The organism is Microlunatus sp. M237 (assembly GCF_056896895.1).
On the sequence record NZ_JBXHBL010000001.1, the window covers coordinates 1,210,404 to 1,225,440 of the forward strand.

The window sequence follows — 15,037 nt, forward strand, 5'->3', positions numbered from 1 at the left end:
ATCGCAATCCCCCGATCGTCGTCTCGTGCGCCGGCTCCTTCGGCTAGCACCAGTTCGCTCGGGCGCAGGCCAGAAGAAGCCGCTCATCCATAGTGCCGCGTACAACGTTGTTATGAGATCGATATATAACAAATTGGTCTCGAATGTGGTCGAGGTCACCTTCGGTCGGCGATCGGCTCCCATTGGCGGGCGGCGCGTCCGCGTTCGGCGGCGTCATCTAGGTTGGAGCAATGTCCGCCGCTCGCAGCCGGTCGCGCGCCGGCCTGGCGCGCCCCCTCCTCGGCGGCATCGCCACCGCCGTGACCGCGGCCCAGCTGCTCGGCTTCAGCTCGCGGACCCAGGTGTTCGGCCGGTTCCCGTACCAGGGAGACACCGATGCGAAGCTGCTCGCGCTGACGTTCGACGACGGACCCAACGAACCGCACACGTCAGCGCTCCTCGACACCCTCGCTGACCGCGGGGTGCCGGCCACGTTCTTCCAGGTCGGGCGCTGCGCCGAGCGCCACCCGGAGGTGACCCGCCGGGTCGTCGACGACGGTCACGTCCTCGGCAACCACAGCTACAGCCATGCCTTCTCGCGCTATCTGACCGAGCCGCGCCAGCGAGACGAGATCCGGCGGGCGGCCACGGTGCTGCACGACCTGACCGGCCAGATGCCCGCGCTCTATCGGCCGCCGTGGCTGTGCCACTGGCCATGGGTGCTGCGCAGCATCAGCGATGCCGGGCTCCAGGTCGTCTCGGGCACCTTCGGCCACCCGCTGGAGGTGTTCCAACCGCCACCACAGCAGCTGGCTGCCGGCACGGCGACCAGGGCCGCGCCGGGCGCGATCCTGATCATGCACGACGGGCGCGAGGCCCGGGGCGGTCCCCGGCACAACACCGTGGCCGCCGTCGGTCCGCTGATCGACCGGCTGCGGGACGAGGGGTACGCCTTCACGACAGCGGACCGGCTGCTCGGGGTAAGACCCTACGCATGAGCACGTCCGAGATCTTCGAGCGACCGACGCTGGGGCGGCGGCAGCTGCACCTGCTCTTCGCCGGGCTGATGATCGGGCTGTTCCTGTCCGAGCTGGACCAGACGATCTTCGCCACGGCGCTCCCGACCGTCGTCGCCGAACTGGGCGGGGTCGAGCACATGCTGTGGGTGAGCACCGCCTATCTCGTCGCGTCCACGGTGACGATGCCCGTCTACGGCAAGCTCGGCGACCTGCTCGGACGACGGCCGATGTTTCTCACCGCCCTGATCATCTTCGGTCTCGGCTCGGTGATCGGCGGCCTGTCGACGTCGATGGGCTGGCTGATCGCGGGGCGCGCTGTGCAAGGGCTCGGCGGCGGCGGCGTGCTGATCCTGGTCCAGGCCGCCATCGCCGATGTCATCCCGGCCCGCGAACGCGCCCGCTATCTGACAGTGGTGGGAGCGGTGTTCGCCCTGTCGGCCATCCTCGGACCGCTGCTCGGCGGCTGGCTCACCGAGGGCATCGGCTGGCGCTGGGCCTTCTGGCTGAACCTGCCGCTGGGAGCGCTGGCGGTGGCGTCGGCCGTCGCCTTTCTGCGGGTGCCGCAGCGGAGGGCCGATCCCGTGTCGATCGACGTGTGGGGCATCACCACCATGGCCGTCGGGGTCACCGCCATCGTGCTGGTCACCACCTGGGGCGGTACGGAGTTCGCCTGGGGCTCGCCGGTCATCATCACCCTGGCCGGACTTGCGGTGCTGGCCTCCGCGGCCTTCGTGCTGGCGGAGAGCCGCGCCGCGCAGCCGATCATCCCGCTCGGCCTCTTCACCGAACGCAACTTCCTCGCGCCGACCGCGGCGGGACTGGTGATGGCGGTGGCCATGTTCGGCGCCATCGCCTACCTGCCGACGTACCTGCAGATGGTGACCGGGCTGTCCCCGTTGCGCTCGGGGATGCTGATGCTGGCGCTGATCGGCGGCCTCGGGCTGGCCACCGTGGCGTCGGCACAGGTGGTCAGTCGAACCGGCCGCTACAAGGCGCTGCCGATCGTCGGTTCGGCCGCCGTCGCGGTGGCCCTGCTGCTGCTGTCGACGCTGACGGTGGCCAGCCCGCTGCCGGCGATCGGTGCGTATCTGTTCGTGCTGGGCGCCGGGATCGGCGCCGGCCTGCAGATCCTGGTGGTAATCGCCCAGAACGCAGTGCCGCAGTCCGAGGTCGGCACCGCCACCGCGGCCAACAACTTCTTCCGCGAGATCGGGGTCGCCCTGGGTGCCGCCCTGGTCGGCACGGTGTTCACCGTCCGGCTGCAGCGGCTGCTCACCGATCGGCTGCCGGCCGACGCCGACCTGGACATCAATGCGCTCGGCCCCGAAGGGCTGCGGAGTCTGACTCCCGGCGTCCGGGGCCTGGTCGTTTCGTCCTACAACGACGCGATGACACCGGTCTTCCTCTACCTGGTCCCGTTGATGGTGGCCAGCATGATCGCGCTCTGCTTCGTCCGCCCGGTGCCGCTGGCGACGGCGACCGCGTCGCCCGACGGCGCGACCGATCCGGTGCCCGGCGCCGGTGCGGCACCGTCGGCGGGTGCGGGGGGCGTCCGTGGCTGAGAGCATCCGGTTCTCCGTCGTCATCCCCGCTCTGGACGAGGCTGACTACCTCGACACCGCCCTGCGGTCGCTGGCGGCGCAGGACTTCCGCGGCGGCTACGAGGTGATCGTCGTGGACAACAACAGTCGCGACGACACTGTCGCGATCGCCACCCGGCACGGCGTCCGGGTGCTGCATGAGTCCGAGCCGGGCGTCTGCGCCGCCCGGCAACATGGCACCGAGCAGGCGCGGGGAGAGATCGTGGTCTCCACCGATGCCGACACCGTGCACCCACCCGACTGGCTGAGCCGGCTCGACGCGCGGTTCGCCGCGGAGCAGGACGTACTCGCCGTGGCCGGTCCCTGCCGCTATGCCGACCCACCGTGGTGGGCTGCCGTCTTCCCACCACTGTGGTTCATCTTCATCGCGCTGGTCGCCCGCACCACGGGGCGGGTGCTCTATCTCACCGCGACCAACGTCGCGTTCGTCCGCGAGGGCTTCCCGGGTTACGACACCTCCCTCACCCAGGGCGGTGACGAGGTGGACCTGCTGCGACAGCTGCAACGCCGCGGCCGGGTGGTCTGGGATGGCCACAACCCGGTGGTCACCTCGTCCCGCCGGATGGACCAGGGCCTGGCGCACACCGTGTTGGTGTCCTTCGGCTATCACTACGCGCTGTCCTACCTGGTCAACCGGTTGTCGTCGCGGCGCGTCATCGGCACCGCGCCGCCCATCCGCCGCCAGCACGCCGACGAGGTCGACCGGAGACGGCGCCGATGGGGTGTCGCCGTGGCGGTCGTCCTGGTCACGGCGCTGGCCGCGCGGCTGACCCGGCCGGGTCGTGAGCTGCGAGCCTCGCACCCGGACAGCAGCGCCGACCGCCGAGCGGGTACGGGCCGATGAGCGACGCGCCGGCCACGTCCAGGTCGACGTTTCTGCTGCCCACCACCCCTCTGTACGGCCACGTCAGCCCGATGCTGACCGTCGGTCGCGGGCTGCGGCGTCAGGGCCATCGGGTCGTCGTTCTGACGGGCCGGAAGTATCGCCAGGACGTGGAGTCGCGGGGGCTCGAGTTCGCGGCCCTGCCCGCGGCGGTGGACTACGACGACGCGCACCTGGACCACTTTCTGCCCGGCCGTCACGCTCGAAGCAGGATCGCTGCTGCCCGCCACGACATCCTCGGCCTGTTCATCGGCCCGCTGGAGCTCCAGCATCAGGCCTTGACCGAGACGCTCGCCACCGCGACGTTCGACGCCGTGGTCTGCGAGTCCGCGTTCCTGGGCGTGCTGCCGCTGCTGCTGGGACAGGCACCCGGGCAGCGGGTGCCCGTGGTGGGGATCTCCGCCACCCCCTTGTCCCTGCCGAGCGTGGACTGCGCCCCGTTCGGCTCCGGCATCGACCCGGGTTCGTCCCCCCACACCCGGCGGCGCAACCGGCTGCTCAACGCCGTGCTGCGCAACGGCCCGATGCGCCCGGTGCACCGGGCGCTGGACGACAGACTCGCGGCGTACGGCCTGCCGCGCGGGGCGGTGAGCTTCTTCGACGTGGCCACCCGGTTCGACGTCACCTTCCATCTGGCTGCAGCCGGGCTGGAATACCACCGCCGCGAGCTGCCGTCCTCGGTCCGCTTCGTCGGTCCGCTGCGGCCCGAGCGGCGAGCCGCAACGGTACTGCCGGTGTGGTGGGACGAGCTGGACGGGCGACGGCCGGTGGTACACGTGACCCAGGGAACGATGGACAACGCCAACCTGGCCAAGCTGCTGGTTCCGGCCGTACGTGGCCTCGCGGGCGAGGAGGTGCTGGTGGTGGCGTCGACCGGTGGTCGACCGGTCCACCACCTGACCGACCTGCTGGACGATCAGCCGGCGAACCTGCGGGTGGCGGAGTTCCTGCCGTACGACCAGCTGCTGCCGAAGATCGACGTGATGGTGACCAACGGCGGGTTCGGCGGTGTCCAGCAAGCCCTCAGCTACGGCGTGCCGCTGGTGGTCGCCGGGGTGAGCGAGGACAAGCCGGAGGTCGCCGCCCGGGTGGCGTGGTCGGGAGCCGGCATCAATCTGCGCACCGGTACGCCGTCGCCCGCCAGAGTCCGGTCAGCGGTCCGGACCACCCTCGGCAAGCCGCAGTACCGCCAGGCCGCACAGGTCCTGTGCGACGAGATCGCCGCGCTCGGTGACCCGGTGGCGAGGATCGTCACCGCCGTCGAGGAGCTGACCGCTCGCAGCGAACAACCGCTCGCCTGACGTCGACCGCTCGGCGCGCACGTTCGCACCGCTTAGTAGGTTGGCCGGATGGACTCCATCGAGGCCCGGTATCCGCTGCTGCACCGGCCGGACCGCTGGGAGTGGGCGGCAATCACCATGACCTTCTCGACCACGCTGCCCGCCGATGCGCTGGTGGCCAGCACCCACGTCGTCGGATTCGCCGACGAGAAGATCCTGCTGTGCCGGTCCGAGGGGTCGGACTCCTGGTTCCTGCCCGGCGGCACCCGCGAGCCGGACGAATCGGTGATCGACTCGGTCCACCGCGAGCTGGCCGAGGAAGCCGGAGCCGAGCTGGTCGGCCCGTTCCATCCCATCGGCGCCCATCTGGGCATCTCCGAGGCCGAGACCGCCTACCGACCGCACCTGGCGCATCCGACGAAGGCATGGCTGTGGGGCTGGTGCGAGGTTCGGGTGGCCGGGGAGCCGGGCAACCCACCCGACGGTGAGCAGGTGGCCGAGGTACGGCTGCTGCCGCTGGCCGACGCCGTTGCGCTGGCGTCGGTGGAGTCGCCGTGGATGGGCGAGCTGATCATGCTCGCCGCCGAGGAGCGAGCGCGACGCTGACCGTCGTGGCGCGTCCCGGTAGGGGTTGTTCAGGGCGCCGCTGCGCTAACGAGTCGCCTTCCCTTGCAATTGGTATCCAATCGGTTACCATTTGGGAATGGATGCTTTCGGGGCGCTGGCTGATCCCGTTCGACGGACACTCCTGCTGCGACTGGCGAAGAGCCCTTGCCGGGTGGTCGACCTGGCCGCTGACTACGCGATCTCCCGTCCGGCGGTCAGCAAGCATCTCCGGCTGCTGACCGAGGCCGGGCTGACCACCGTCGAGGACCGCGGCCGGGAGCGCCACTACGCGCTGCGAACCGACGGGCTGGCTGCGGTCGGCACCTTTCTGACCGAGCTCACCGGGTCCGGACCCCGCACCCGGCTGAGTGCGAACGTGCTCGACGCCCTCGAGACCGAGGTCCGTCGGACCGTCCGTGATCACCGCACCACCTCACCCACCTCCGCGCCCCAGCGGCGCCCTGCCGAGCAGGAGAGCGCATGACCCCCACCCCCACCGGCCGGCTGGAACCGGACGGCGACCGTTCACGGCTGGTTCTCGAACGTACGTTCCGGGCTTCCCGGGAGGCGATCTGGGCCGCCGTCACCGAGCCGGAACGGCTGGCCCGCTGGATCGGCACCTTCACCGGCGATCCGTGGTCGGGACACATCGCCTTCGAGATGACCGCCGAGGACGGATCACCGAGCGAGGAGGTGCAGATCCGGGAGTGCACGCCACCCGCCACGTTGAAGCTGACCTGGCTCACCGGGGACGACCCGTGGATGGTCGACCTCCACCTCACCGAGGCCGCCGGCGTCACCACCTTGACGTTCACGCACTCCGGCCTCGACCCGGTCGCCGCCGAGAGCGTCGGCCCCGGCTGGGAGTTCTATCTGGACCGGTTGGTCACGGCGGAGAACGGTGGGGACCCCGCCGCCGTCGACTTCGACCGCGACTACTACCCGGCGATGCTGCCGCACTACCGGACCCGCTGACGCAGCCTGCGCCAGCGCACCGGCGGCTGGTGTCAGATGACGCCGAGGGCGAGGACCGCGTCCGCGACCTTCACGAAGCCGGCGATGTTGGCCCCGGCCACGTAGTCGCCCGGGCGGCCGTAGTGCTCGGCGGTCTCGATGCAGCGGTCGTGGATCGCGACCATGATCTCGGTCAGCCGTTTCTCGGTGAACTCCTCCGTCCAGGCGTCCCGGCTGGCGTTCTGCTGCATCTCGAGCGCGGAGGTCGCCACCCCGCCGGCGTTGGCTGCCTTGCCCGGGCCGAACAGCACGCCCGCCTCGGCGAACAGCCGGACCGCGGCCGGGGTCGCCGGCATGTTGGCGCCCTCGGCGACGACGACGCAGCCGGACGCGATCAGGCTGCGCGCGTGACTCTCGTCCAGCTCGTTCTGGGTGGCGCACGGCAGGGCCACCTCCGCACCGACGTCCCAGATGCTGCCGGTGGCGACGAAGCGCGCCGACGGGCGCCGCTCGGCGTAGACCGAGATCCGCTGGCGCTCCTCCTCCTTGACCTGACGCAGCAGCTCGACATCGATGCCGTCGGGATCGACGACATAGCCCGACGAGTCGGAGCAGGCCACGACGTGGCCGCCCAGCTGCTGGGCCTTGACGATGGCATAGATGGCCACGTTGCCCGACCCGGACACCACAACCCGCTTCCCGTCCAGTGACTGGCCCCGGGTGCGCAGCATCTGGTCGGCGAACAGGACCACCCCGAACCCGGTGGCCTCGGTCCGCACCAGCGAACCGCCCCAGGAGATGCCCTTCCCGGTCAGCACGCCGGACTCGTACCGGTTGGTGATCCGCTTGTACTGTCCGAACAGATAGCCGATCTCGCGCCGGCCGACACCGATGTCGCCAGCCGGGACGTCGGTGTACTCGCCGATGTGGCGATAGAGCTCGGTCATGAACGACTGGCAGAACCGCATCACCTCGGCGTCACTGCGGCCGCGCGGGTCGAAGTCCGACCCGCCCTTGCCACCACCGATCGGCATCCCGGTCAGCGCGTTCTTGAAGACCTGCTCGAACCCGAGGAACTTGACGATGCCCAGGTTGACGCTCGGGTGGAACCGCAGCCCGCCCTTGTACGGGCCCAGCGCCGAGTTGAACTCGACCCGGAACCCGCGGTTGATGCGGATCCGGCCCTCGTCGTCCACCCACGGCACCCGGAAGATGATCTGGCGCTCCGGCTCACATAGGCGCGCCAGCACCTCGGCCTCCGCGTATTGGGGGTGGCGGTCCAGCACGGGTCCCAGCGACTCGAAGACCTCGGTCACGGCTTGGTGCAGCTCGGGCTCACCCTGGTTGCGGGAGATCACATCGGCGAACACGGGCTGAAGTCGGACGTCCATGCCTCTTAACCTACGTGCCGCAGACCGCGGGCGAAGCACTGGCGACAGTCCTCGGACGCTGCCACCATGGAGCATGAGGATCTCCCAGATGATCACCGTCCTGGACGCCGCAGACCTGCAGCCGGAGAGCACCTTCTGGGCCGAGCTGCTCGGCGGCACCGTCGACGCCGAGGACGACTGGCACAGCATCTACGTCGACGGACAGCCCCGGATGGGCATCCAGCTCGCCCCCGACCACGTCGCCCCGCACTGGCCCGACGGCTCGCCGCAGCAGATCCATCTCGACCTCTACGTCCCCGACCTCGCCACCGCCCACGACGAGGTGATGGGGTTGGGAGCACGGCTGCTGCAGCCGGCCGACGATCCGGTCGCTCGAGAGGGCTTCCAGGTCTACGCCGACCCCGCGGGACATCCGTTCTGTCTGTGCTGGGGCTGAATCGGCACCACGAGCGGGCTAGACGCGGGCCGACTCCAGGTTGGTCAGGATGTCCTGCACCGTCTGCTGCGGTGTCTGAGCGCTGGAGTCGAGCCAATAGCCGATCCGTGGTGTCTCCGAGCGCAGCGCCGCGTCGAGCTCGGTCGGGCTGAACGCGGTGTAGCCCTGCTTCGCGCGCTGGTGCTCGCGCAGGGCCAACGCTGACACCGTCGGGGACAGCACCACCAGGAACCGATTCCGGGTACGGATCCGGTCCACGAACGTGGCCAACTCGGCCCCGATGATCACGTCCTGGACGATGGCGTCGAAGCCGAGGTCGGCGAACCGGTCGGCCGTGTGACCGGCCAGCTCGTAGCGCAGGCTCAGCTGCGCGAGGGCCGCGGCGGACGGTGACGGCGTCATGTCGTCGCGACCGTTCACCACCATCCGCCGAAACGCGTCGCCTCGGACGTGCACCGACGCGGGCAGCTGCTCGGCCAGCAGCGCAGCCACCGTTGACTTGCCGGCCGCCATCGCCCCGGTGATCACGATCACCCGTCCCGTCGCTCTCTTCTCCACGGCCCGGATCATGCCAAGCCCGGGCGACGGCGCGCGAGGCGTTTTCGCTGTACGTACGGCGACTAGGAGGCGTCCACGGCCCGGACGCACTCCACCAGACGGAGATAGGCCGCGTCGGCGCCACCGTCGGGGTTGTCGATCACCACCGTGCCCGGGCGCTCCGCGGCCACCTCACGGACCGCCGCCTCATATCCGGCGATCAGCTCGGTCGGGTCGACGTCGGCCTCGGCGACCTGGTGATCGTCGACCGCGGCGGCGGATCGAGCCCGGAACCGGCCCTCGGCCGTACCCGGGGGCGTGGTCAGCAGAACCTCGACGAAGGGGACCGACCACTCGACGGCGAGGTCGGCCAGCGCGACCACGAAGTCGGCGCGGCCGAGCAGCTGCGGCACGACCACGCTGTGCCCGTCGGCGAGGGCCTGGCGGATCAGGGCCAGGGCGAGTCGCCGGGCCAGCCGGCCGGCGTCCATCGGCTGCCGCCGCCAGCCACCCACCAGGCTGCGGACGAGGTCGATGTCGACCGCGACGGTGAGCGGATGGTCGTCGGCATACCGGCGAGCCAGCGTCGACTTGCCGGAGCCGGGTGCGCCGTTGATCAGGATCAGGGCCGCCATGGCGCGAGCCTACGGCAGTCGGCTGCGCCGACAGCTAGTCCGGACCGACGCCGGACCTGGCTGGTCACTAGCCGTCCAGGCCCGCGGCGGGTACGTCACGGCCGTCCGGTTCACCGGCCCCGCCGAAGGCTCCTGCGTCGGCGCCCGGCGGCCGCAGCCGATACAGCACCTCACCCGCGTGGGGCTCGACGAACGTGTCCGGATCGGCTTCGTAGGCCGCGATGTCGACGGTCGCCGGATCGAGATAGTTGAGGTTGACCGACCGGGTGACGTCCTCGGGAATGCCAGTCGCCAGGGTGACGGTGACCCGGTTGTGTTCGCCGTTCTCGGGGTCCCAGGTGCCCTGTCCGCGCAGATGGGTCGAGTGGGCCAGATCGCCCCACGGTCGGTCCCGGAACTGCTCCCATTGTCCGAGGAAGTAGTCACGGTTGTGATAGCCGATCTCACTGATCTGCGGGTGCATCACCGACACCTGGGTGATGTGCGGGGCGTAGATGATCACCTCACCACCATCGGCGACGATCGGCTCCAGCTTGTAGAACCCCTTGGCAGCGGTCCAGATGTCCTCATATTTGCTGGGCATCACCGACAGCACCCGCCGCACGGGTGCGTCCAGATACGTCACGTGCGTCTCGGCCGAGACGGCGGCGCAGGCGGCCCAGGCGTCCTCGGGCGTCCCGAAGGCGGCGGCGTGCAGTGTCTCGGTCCCCGAGGCGACCACCAGACACAGCGCCAGCCGCGTCGCCGGGATCATGCCGGCGGCCTCGTTCACCAGGGCACGGACCGGGGTGATGCCGCGGGTGCCGATCATCTGGGCACTCGTGATCAATGCGCCGACCCAGTGGGACAGGTCGATCAGCTCCTGGCCCGACACCCCGGGGAAGAAATACTTGTTGCCGCCGGAGAAGCCCACCACCTCGTGCGGGAACACCGGACCCACCACGATCGCGACGTCGGCCTCGGCGACAAGACGGTTGATCCGCACCTCGACCGCCGTGTCGGACATCAACCCCGCGGTGAGCTCGCTCAGCCGGTCGGCCCCGATGGTGCCGAGTGAGGTGAAGGTCTCCGGCAGCCAGGACTCGTGGTTGTGGATGCCCCAGCCGGGATACACGTCCTCCGATCTCCCGGGGGGATAGCCCAGGTGCCGACCGAGTTGCTCCTCGCTCATCCCCTGGTGGGTGCCCAGGGCGATGACCACGTCGACTCCGGCCACCCGCCCGGCCATCGCCTCGTGCATGGCCGTCAGCAGCAGCGGCAACGGACAGGTACGGGTCCCGTCCGGCACCACCAGGCAGACTCGCTTGCCGTCCAGGTCGGCGGCGGCCAGGGAGTCGAGGACGAACCGGCGTACGTCCGCGACGGCGAGGCTCTCCCCCGGTCCGCCCAGCAGCCGGGCCCGGGTGGGGTCCCCGGGATCGGTGCCGAAGCTCACGGAGCCGGCTGTCTCGTGAGCCTGCCTGTCCTGAGCGTGCCTGTCCTGGCCGTGGTTCGCGCCCGTCATGCCCACACCCTGCCTCCTGCCGCGCCCGCGACACAACCCCGGGTCGGACTCCGCGACGACCGAGCCGTCAGCTGATGAGATAGCCGCCGTCGACGGGCAGGTCCACGCCGTTGATCATGGCCGCGGCGTCGGACGCGAGCCAGACGGCGGTCTCGGAGACCTCACGGGGGAAGGCGAAACGGCGCAACGGGATCCGTTCCAGCATCGGGGTCGCCTTGTCCGGATGATCGAGCCAGACGCGCTGTCCCATGTCGGTCAGCGTCACCGTCGGACAGATCGAGTTCGCCCGTACGCCCGACGGTCCGAGCTCCAGGGCCAGCACCTTGGTGGCCATGATCAGTCCCGCCTTGGCCAGGCAGTAGCCGTAGTGCTCGGTCAACGGCCGCAGTCCCGCCGCCGAGGCCATGGTGATGATCGAACCGGAGCCCGCGGTCGCCATCGCCGCGCCGATCCGGGCTGCCAGCAGCGACGGAGCACGCAGGTTGACGGCGAGCACGTCGTCCAGATGCGCGGCGGTCAGGTCGACCGCCAGCTCCGGGTGCGAGATACCCGCGTTGTTGATCAGCACGTCCAGCCCGTCGAACACGGCGAGCGCGTCCACGGCCAGCTGCTCGGGTGCGGCCGGGTCCGCGAGGTCGGCGACCACCACCTGCACCTCCACCGCATGCTCCGCGGCCAGCTCACTCGCCTGCTCGTGGAGCAGGTCCGGGTCGCGTCCGCTCAGCACCAACGAGGCACCCGCCGTCGCGAACGCCCGAGCCAGGTCGGCCCCGATCCCGCGCGACGCTCCGGTGATCAAGGTTCGCTTGCCGCTCAGCCGACGCTCTTCGCTCACGAGATGTTCCCTTCGGACCCCGTCGGGGTCTTTGGTGATGTCGCCGGTTCGGTCGACGCCAGGATCTGCTCGGCCGTCACCGGATCGGTGACCAGCTGGTTGAAATAGCCGGCGCGGGCGCCGGCGATGATCGGGGCGATCTTGTCGGTCCCGACCGCGACAGCGATGGTCGTCGGCAGCTGCTGCAGAGCGGCCAGCTCGAGGGCGATCAGCCGCTCACTGCCGGGGTACGCGACCGGCCGACCCGCGCGGTCATAGAACCGGGCGCAGACGTCGCCGACCGCGGCGAGCAGCGACGCCGCCGAGCTGGGCACGAACTGGGGGAACACCGAGCGCAGCACTGGTGGGGCGCCCACCCCCATCAGCACGCAGCGGGCGTGCGGCCACAGCTGCAGCACCCGCTGGATGGCCGGGTCCTTCTGCAGCGTGTCGAACAGCTCGGCCCCGGGCAGCGCAGGAGCAAACAGATACGTCGGCCGGCCGCCGATCCGCGATGAGATCCGCCGGGCGATCTCGTTGGTCTGATACCAGCCCTCGGGCTGGTCCTGGCCCCCGACCGTGGGCACCACCAGCACACCGGGCAGCCGCGGCAGCTCGTGACCGGACACCTCATACATGGTGCGCCCGGAGGAGACCAGCAGAACGTCACCGGGGACCAGCCCGACATCGGCCAGCGCCCGTCCGACGGCGGGGGCCAAGACGCTGCCGAGCGCGTCCTCGGTGGCGGTGGTCGGGGTCGGTGACGGCAGCCGGGCTGACAGCTCCACCCGGCGCAGACCGAGCGCGGCGGCCACCCGCTCGGCGAGCAGGTCGTCGGTCCGGGTGTTCGGCGGGATGACCTCGATCCGCACGATCCCCTGTCGACGCGCCTCCGACAGCAGCCGGGAGACGGTGGGCCGGCTGATGCCGAAGCGGGCGGCCACCTCCGCCTGGGTGGCGTCGTTCTCGTAGTACATCCGCGCCACCGCGTACAGCTGGGCCGGCGGGTGGCCGCCACCTCGGGGCAGGGCCTCGCTCCCTGCGTCCATCGCTGGGTCGGCACCGGGGGTGGTCACGTCCTGAGTATGTCCTGAACCACCAGCCAGCCCCAGCGATTCTGCACATCTGTTCGGTACGAATGTGCGGGTGCTAGGTTGAGCGGTGACCACGCCTGACGGGTCTGGCCCGTCCGCAGCAGGAGGAACGAAGATGACCAGTGCGGTTGAGCTGCCCGAGATGATGCAGGCCGTGATCTGTCACGGCCCCGAGAACTACACCCTGGAGCAGGTGCCGGTGCCGCGTCCTGGCCCCGGTGAGGCGCTGGTCAAAGTCGAGGCGGTGGGCATCTGCGCCAGCGACCTGAAGTGCTACCACGGGGCGCCGAAGTTCTGGGGCGACGAGAACCGGCCGGCCTGGGCCGAGACGGAGGTCATCCCCGGCCACGAGTTCGTCGGCACTGTCGTCGAGCTGGACGCCGCCGCCGCGAAGCGGTGGAACATCGCGGTCGGTGACCGCGTCGTCAGCGAGCAGATCGTGCCGTGCTGGAAGTGCCGCTACTGCCTGCGCGGGCAGTATTGGATGTGCGCACCGCATGACATGTATGGCTTCAAGCGGTCCAACCCCGGCGCCATGGCTGAATACATGCTCTACTCCGCCAACGCGCTGGTGCACAAGGTCTCGCCGGACCTGCCGCCGGCCCACGCCGCCTTCGCCGAGCCGCTGTCCTGCTCGCTGCACGCGGTCGAGCGCGCCGGCATCACCTTCGACGACGTGGTCGTGGTGGCCGGCTGTGGCCCGATCGGCCTCGGCATGGTCGCCGGCGCCAAGGCGAAGAGCCCGGCGCTGGTCATCGCCCTCGACGTAGCCCCGGAGAAGCTGGCCCTGGCCAAGGAGTGCGGCGCCGACCTGGTGATCAACATCGCCGAGCAGGACCCGGTCGAGGTGGTCAAGGGCTTGACCGAGGGCTACGGCGCCGACGTCTACATCGAGGGCACCGGCCACCCGTCCGCGGTGCCGCAAGGGCTGAACCTGCTGCGCAAGCTGGGGACGTACGTGGAATACAGCGTCTTCGGCTCCGACGTGACGGTCGACTGGTCGATCATCAGCGACGACAAGGAGCTCAACGTGCTGGGCGCGCACCTCGGCCCGCACTGCTGGCCCGCGGCCATCCGGATGATCGAGTCGGGCATCTTGCCGATGGACAAGATCTGCACCCACCAGCTGCCGCTGGCCGACTTTCAGCAGGGTCTGGACCTGGTGTCCAGCGGCCAGCAGTCGGTCAAGGTATCCCTCATCCCCTGATCTTTCGCAGCGGGGCGCAGACTGGGGCGTAACGAACCCGAGGAGAAAATCATGACGAGCAATGCTCCGCTGCGGATCGTCGTCGGCTGCGACGACGCGGGCCTGCAGTACAAGGACCAGCTGAAGGCCGACCTGCAGGGCGATGACCGGGTGGCGGAGGTCTTCGATGTCGGCGTCACGGGCGACGAGAACACCGCCTACCCGCACGTCGCCGTCGAGGCGGCCCGGATGATCGCCGACGGCAAGGCCGACCGGGCCCTGCTGGTCTGCGGTACGGGGCTGGGCGTGGCCATCAGCGCCAACAAGGTGCCGGGCATCCGTGCCGTCACCGCGCACGACTCCTTCTCGGTCGAGCGGTCGGTGCTCAGCAACGACGCCCAGGTGCTGTGCTTCGGCCAGCGCGTGATCGGCATCGAGCTGGCCCGGCGGCTGGCCCGCGAGTGGCTGGCCTACGCCTTCGACCCGGAGTCCGCCTCCGCCGAGAAGGTCGCCGCGATCGGCAGCTATGAGACCGGCGCCACCGCGAACGAGACCGCCGCCAGCTGCTGAAGTCGTTCGACGCCCTCCGCCGGCTACGGCTGGTGGACGGCGGTGGTCAGACGGGCGATCCGGAAGTTCGCGTCAGGTCGAAGAAGAAGTCGAGGTCGACCGGGCTCCCGGGAAGTTCCCCCGGGAGCCGACAGGTGAGCGTGGTGCGCCCGGTCGCTGATCGATGTCCGCAGCAGTCGGCGTCGTGGTGTCGGTGTATTCGCTGACCCCGCGGTCGAGCCAGGTCCGCACCTCGGCGGTGCCGTGGTAATTCATGCCGTCATCGGTGACGTGGGCGTCCGGCGCGAAGCTGACGATGGCGCCCGCGCGGTCGGCGCTGGTGCTGAGAAGGAGGTAGACGCGGACCGGATCCGGGCAGCCGGCAAGTGGACCATGCTGATCCTGCACGACTGAGTCGACGGCTACTCCGGTTCGACGAGTTCCAGTCCAACATCGGCATCTCCTCGAGCATGCTCAACAGCCGGCTGAAGTCGCTCGTCGACCGGGGCATCCTCGAACGACGGCCGTACCAGGAGCGACCTGTCCGCTACGAATATCTGCTGACGAGT

17 protein-coding genes are annotated in these 15,037 nt (G+C 70.1%); 10 read left to right on the plus strand and 7 right to left on the minus strand.

The features are described 5' to 3' along the window. Positions 1 to 230 precede the first annotated feature (230 nt). The 7 genes from AC1XX3_RS05795 to AC1XX3_RS05825 all read left to right on the plus strand — a co-directional run bounded on the left by AC1XX3_RS05795 (position 231) and on the right by AC1XX3_RS05825 (position 6,343). Positions 231 to 977 carry a polysaccharide deacetylase family protein gene (locus AC1XX3_RS05795; protein ID WP_483320114.1) on the plus strand — a complete coding sequence of 249 codons (747 nt, stop codon included), beginning with the start codon at positions 231 to 233 and terminating at the stop codon, positions 975 to 977. Next, complete coding sequence (locus AC1XX3_RS05800; RefSeq protein WP_483320115.1) at positions 974 to 2,560, plus strand: MDR family MFS transporter; 1,587 nt, start codon at positions 974 to 976, stop codon at positions 2,558 to 2,560. The genes AC1XX3_RS05795 and AC1XX3_RS05800 overlap by 4 nt, the downstream gene beginning before the upstream one ends. Then, positions 2,553 to 3,443, plus strand: a complete 891-nt coding sequence (locus AC1XX3_RS05805; protein ID WP_483320116.1) for a glycosyltransferase family A protein — start codon at positions 2,553 to 2,555, stop codon at positions 3,441 to 3,443. Before AC1XX3_RS05800 ends, AC1XX3_RS05805 begins: the two co-directional genes overlap by 8 nt. Continuing rightward, positions 3,440 to 4,783 carry a glycosyltransferase gene (locus AC1XX3_RS05810; RefSeq protein ID WP_483320117.1) on the plus strand — a complete coding sequence of 448 codons (1,344 nt, stop codon included), beginning with the start codon at positions 3,440 to 3,442 and terminating at the stop codon, positions 4,781 to 4,783. Before AC1XX3_RS05805 ends, AC1XX3_RS05810 begins: the two co-directional genes overlap by 4 nt. Before the next feature lie 48 nt (positions 4,784 to 4,831). Continuing rightward, positions 4,832 to 5,368, plus strand: a complete 537-nt coding sequence (locus AC1XX3_RS05815; protein ID WP_483320118.1) for an NUDIX domain-containing protein — start codon at positions 4,832 to 4,834, stop codon at positions 5,366 to 5,368. Between the two features lie 97 nt (positions 5,369 to 5,465). After that, the gene (locus tag AC1XX3_RS05820) at positions 5,466 to 5,852 is read left to right on the plus strand and encodes an ArsR/SmtB family transcription factor (protein ID WP_483320119.1); all 387 of its coding nucleotides are present in this window, start codon (positions 5,466 to 5,468) and stop codon (positions 5,850 to 5,852) included. Next, positions 5,849 to 6,343 carry an SRPBCC family protein gene (locus tag AC1XX3_RS05825; protein ID WP_483320120.1) on the plus strand — a complete coding sequence of 165 codons (495 nt, stop codon included), beginning with the start codon at positions 5,849 to 5,851 and terminating at the stop codon, positions 6,341 to 6,343. Before AC1XX3_RS05820 ends, AC1XX3_RS05825 begins: the two co-directional genes overlap by 4 nt. A 32-nt stretch (positions 6,344 to 6,375) precedes the next feature. Here the strand turns inward: AC1XX3_RS05825 and gdhA are convergent, their stop codons facing one another. Then, positions 6,376 to 7,713: an NADP-specific glutamate dehydrogenase gene (gene gdhA, locus AC1XX3_RS05830; protein ID WP_483320121.1), complete on the minus strand. Its 1,338-nt coding sequence runs from the start codon at positions 7,711 to 7,713 to the stop codon at positions 6,376 to 6,378. An 88-nt stretch (positions 7,714 to 7,801) separates the two neighbouring features. Between gdhA and AC1XX3_RS05835 the strand changes: the two genes are divergently transcribed. Then, complete coding sequence (locus AC1XX3_RS05835; protein ID WP_483320122.1) at positions 7,802 to 8,149, plus strand: VOC family protein; 348 nt, start codon at positions 7,802 to 7,804, stop codon at positions 8,147 to 8,149. A gap of 18 nt (positions 8,150 to 8,167) precedes the next feature. On the opposite strand, the gene AC1XX3_RS05840 is transcribed toward AC1XX3_RS05835, so the two are convergent. The 5 genes from AC1XX3_RS05840 to AC1XX3_RS05860 form a co-directional block, all read right to left on the minus strand. Next, the gene (locus tag AC1XX3_RS05840) at positions 8,168 to 8,707 is read right to left on the minus strand and encodes an AAA family ATPase (RefSeq protein ID WP_483320123.1); all 540 of its coding nucleotides are present in this window, start codon (positions 8,705 to 8,707) and stop codon (positions 8,168 to 8,170) included. Between the two features lie 62 nt (positions 8,708 to 8,769). Continuing rightward, the gene (locus AC1XX3_RS05845) at positions 8,770 to 9,321 is read right to left on the minus strand and encodes a P-loop nucleotide/nucleoside kinase family protein (protein WP_483320124.1); all 552 of its coding nucleotides are present in this window, start codon (positions 9,319 to 9,321) and stop codon (positions 8,770 to 8,772) included. 67 nt (positions 9,322 to 9,388) lie between these two features. After that, on the minus strand, positions 9,389 to 10,825 hold the full coding sequence (locus AC1XX3_RS05850; protein WP_483320125.1) for a lactate racemase domain-containing protein: 1,437 nt from the start codon (positions 10,823 to 10,825) through the stop codon (positions 9,389 to 9,391). Between the two features lie 67 nt (positions 10,826 to 10,892). Continuing rightward, positions 10,893 to 11,660 (minus strand): SDR family NAD(P)-dependent oxidoreductase, encoded by a 768-nt coding sequence (locus AC1XX3_RS05855; RefSeq protein ID WP_483320126.1) that lies wholly within the window; start codon positions 11,658 to 11,660, stop codon positions 10,893 to 10,895. After that, a complete protein-coding gene (locus AC1XX3_RS05860; RefSeq protein ID WP_483320127.1) occupies positions 11,657 to 12,715 on the minus strand; it encodes a sugar-binding transcriptional regulator in 1,059 nt (352 codons plus the stop codon). Before AC1XX3_RS05860 ends, AC1XX3_RS05855 begins: the two co-directional genes overlap by 4 nt. 133 nt (positions 12,716 to 12,848) lie before the next feature. Here AC1XX3_RS05860 and eltD point away from each other — a divergent pair, with 133 nt between their 5' ends. Together eltD and AC1XX3_RS05870 are read left to right on the plus strand one after the other, a co-directional pair. Continuing rightward, positions 12,849 to 13,940, plus strand: coding sequence for an erythritol/L-threitol dehyrogenase (gene eltD, locus AC1XX3_RS05865; RefSeq protein ID WP_483320128.1), 1,092 nt, complete (start codon positions 12,849 to 12,851; stop codon positions 13,938 to 13,940). A 51-nt stretch (positions 13,941 to 13,991) separates the two neighbouring features. Then, a complete protein-coding gene (locus AC1XX3_RS05870) occupies positions 13,992 to 14,489 on the plus strand; it encodes a ribose-5-phosphate isomerase (RefSeq protein WP_483320129.1) in 498 nt (165 codons plus the stop codon). 72 nt (positions 14,490 to 14,561) lie between these two features. Here the strand turns inward: AC1XX3_RS05870 and AC1XX3_RS05875 are convergent, their stop codons facing one another. Beyond that, positions 14,562 to 14,876 (minus strand): hypothetical protein, encoded by a 315-nt coding sequence (locus AC1XX3_RS05875; protein WP_483320130.1) that lies wholly within the window; start codon positions 14,874 to 14,876, stop codon positions 14,562 to 14,564. Positions 14,877 to 15,037: the final 161 nt, after the last annotated feature.